Source organism: Streptomyces sp. PU-14G (assembly GCF_041028275.1).
Taxonomy (GTDB): Bacteria; Actinomycetota; Actinomycetes; order Streptomycetales; family Streptomycetaceae; genus Streptomyces.
Genome location: NZ_JASKYT010000587.1, coordinates 1 through 2,572 on the forward strand (window position 1 = coordinate 1; position 2,572 = coordinate 2,572).

The following is a 2,572-nucleotide window of genomic DNA, read 5'->3' on the forward strand; positions in this document are numbered from 1 at the left end:
GCTTCAGCAGCCCGGACTACTCCAGCCCCGAGTACGGCGGCCGGGGCGTGTGAGGGTCAGGCCGGCGGGGCGCCCGGGCCGCCGTACTCGGGGCTGGAGTAGTCCGGGCTGCTGAAGCGCGGTCGCGCGTGCGTCTCCTCGGCGGCGGCCGGCGCCTCGGACGAGGGGCGGCTGGAGAACCCGGGGTGCGAGTAGCCGAGCCGGCTGGGGCGCGGCACGAACGCGGCGGGGGCCTGCTCGGCACCGTCCGGATCGGCCAGGGCATCCCGCAGGAACGGCAGGATGCCGTGTTCGAGCAGCGCCTCGCGCCAGGCGGTACGCGCCAGCGCCACCTCCTGGGCCAGCTTGCCGCCGCCGGGACCGTCTCCCGCGCCGCCCGCGCCACCCGATGACGCACGGCCCGAACTCGCCCCGTTGCGCAGGGCCATCAGCAGCAGGCCCGCCAGCGCCAGCACGATCCCGGCCGCGGCGAGCGCGGCGAAGATCCAGCCGACGCCGCGGATCGGCCCGGCGACCGACGGCTCGGGGGTGAGCAGCCGCAGCGAGTAGCCCAGCAGCAGGAAGATGACGGCTGCGGTGGCCGCGAGCACGGGGGCCAGCACCGAGACCATGGCCACGAGGCCGGCACCGGACGCCTCCGCGAGGGTCTCGCCGCCCATCGCGCCGACCAGCCTCTCCCCCACGCTCGCGCCGCCGCTCTGCCCGGGCTCCCGGAGTTCGGTGCCCGTGCCGCCGCCCGCCTCGGTGATCTCACCGGAGGCGGTCGCGGCGTCCGGGCCCTCGGGTGTGCGGGCGCTCGGACGGGAGGGTGCGGTGTGGGAATGGCGCAGTTCCTCGCGCAGGCGTACGAACTGCTGGTATTCGGCTTCGGCGCATGCGGCTATCGCCGTGGCGGCGCTGAGCGCCATCGTGCGCAGCTGGTCGGCGTTGAGCCGCCGGCCGATCGCCGCGAGGTCGGGGCGTCGGTGAGCGGTGCGCAGTGCCTCGTCGAGGACCCGCTCGAAGTCGGGCCGGTCTTCACGCAGCAGATGCGGAGCGCTGTTCATGTGCATCCCCCGATGCTCCGTAGGGCGTAGGGCCTAGGTGGCCGGTCGAGGGGCGGGGCAGGTCTGGTCAGCGAGCGGAGAACTTCTTGACGCAACGCCGATGGTAGAGCTGTTGCCGCGCTCCGTGACAGAGAGTTTCCGGAATTGACCCGCTACAGCGACGCCCCCCAGCCGATCACTTCGGGAAAACTCCTGCCCGGGAATTGGCGCGCGAATCACAAGGGGTGTCGAACCGTGTGCCGTGCGCCCCTGCCGTACACACCCGCACCACCGCGCACTCTCCCCACGCCCCCTGGCCGCGCGCCGGGCGGGGCCCTGTGCGGGGGCGGGGGAGACGGCTCACTGCACGAGAGGCAGTTGCGCGATGAGGAGCTTGGCCCCCATCGTCACGCCGCCGTCCATCGCGATGGCGAGCCCGTCCGCGTAGACGTGCGGCCCTGTCACGGCCGGCGCGCTCTCCCCGTCCTCGCTGTCGACCTCGCCCAGCAGGTAGGGGATCGGGCTGTGCCCGTGCACGATGCGGGTGCCGCCGAAGGTGTCCAGCAGCTCGCGCACGGCGGCGGGGCCCGCGGTCTCCTCGCGGAAGGCGAAGCGCTTGGTGAACTTGCGGAACAGGTCCCAGGTCTCCTCCGCGTCGTTGCGCTGGAGAGCCTCGGTGATGGCGTCGTTGACGTCCTCGATCGTGGAGCCGTGGTCCAGGTAGCCGGAGGCATCCGAGTGGACCAGCAGGTGGTTGTCGGCCAGCGCCATGGCGTCCAGCCGGGAGATCCACTGCACGTGGTGGTCCGCCAGGCGCTCCATGTCGGTGCGCTGCCCCCCGTTGAGGAGCCAGGCCGCCTGGAAGGAGGCCGTGCCCGCGCCCGAGTTGACGGGGGTGTCGCCGAACCGTTTGGCGCCCAGCAGCAGCAGTTCGTGGTTGCCCATCAGCGCCTTGCAGTAGCCGCCCGCCGCGGCGGCCTCGGCGGACAGCTGCATGACGAGGTCGATGACGCCGATCCCGTCGGGACCGCGGTCGGTGAAGTCGCCAAGGAACCACAGGCGGGCGTTGCCGGCGATCCACCGGTTGTCCGTGTCGATGATCCCGAACTGGCGCAGTGCCGCGCGCAGTTCCTCCAGGTATCCGTGGACGTCGCCGACGACGTAGAGCGGGCCCTCGCCCTCGTTCTCGGACGAGGCCGGTGCGGGCACGTCCACCATGGTCGGCTCAGGGCCCGTCTCCACGGCTTCGGCCGCTCCGACGACCGGCAGGTCCCGGGCGGTCGGCGTGTACTCCTCGGGCATCCCGCCCTCCTCGACGGAACCGCGGACCTCCGCGCCCCCCACCGCGGACACGGCCGGTGCCGCTGCGGCGCCCGAGCGGGGGTCCGGCGGCACGGTCGGGCGCGGGGCCTCGGCCGGCCCCGGGTCCTGGGCCGTGCGGGGGTCGCTGCGGGTGGTGGGGCCTGCCGGAACCTGGCGGCCCGTCAGGCGGCAGAACCGGCCGCGGGCGGTTCTGCCGCCTGCGAGGGCGCCGGTGAGTCCGGGGC

At 73.9% G+C, this 2,572-nt stretch carries 2 protein-coding genes; both read right to left on the minus strand.

What is annotated here, in order from left to right:
* Nucleotides 1-56: 56 nt before the first annotated feature.
* On the minus strand, nucleotides 57-1,052 hold the full coding sequence (locus AB8Z75_RS33670; protein WP_369208746.1) for a hypothetical protein: 996 nt from the start codon (nucleotides 1,050-1,052) through the stop codon (nucleotides 57-59).
* 333 nt (nucleotides 1,053-1,385) lie between these two features.
* Nucleotides 1,386-2,420, minus strand: a complete 1,035-nt coding sequence (locus AB8Z75_RS33675; protein ID WP_369208748.1) for a metallophosphoesterase family protein — start codon at nucleotides 2,418-2,420, stop codon at nucleotides 1,386-1,388.
* Nucleotides 2,421-2,572 lie beyond the last annotated feature (152 nt).

Excerpts from the sequence above, each read along its gene's own strand:
- AB8Z75_RS33670 (WP_369208746.1), bottom strand. The coding sequence starts at position 1,052 with ATGCACATGAACAGCGCTCCGCATCTGCTGCGTGAAGACCGGCCCGAC.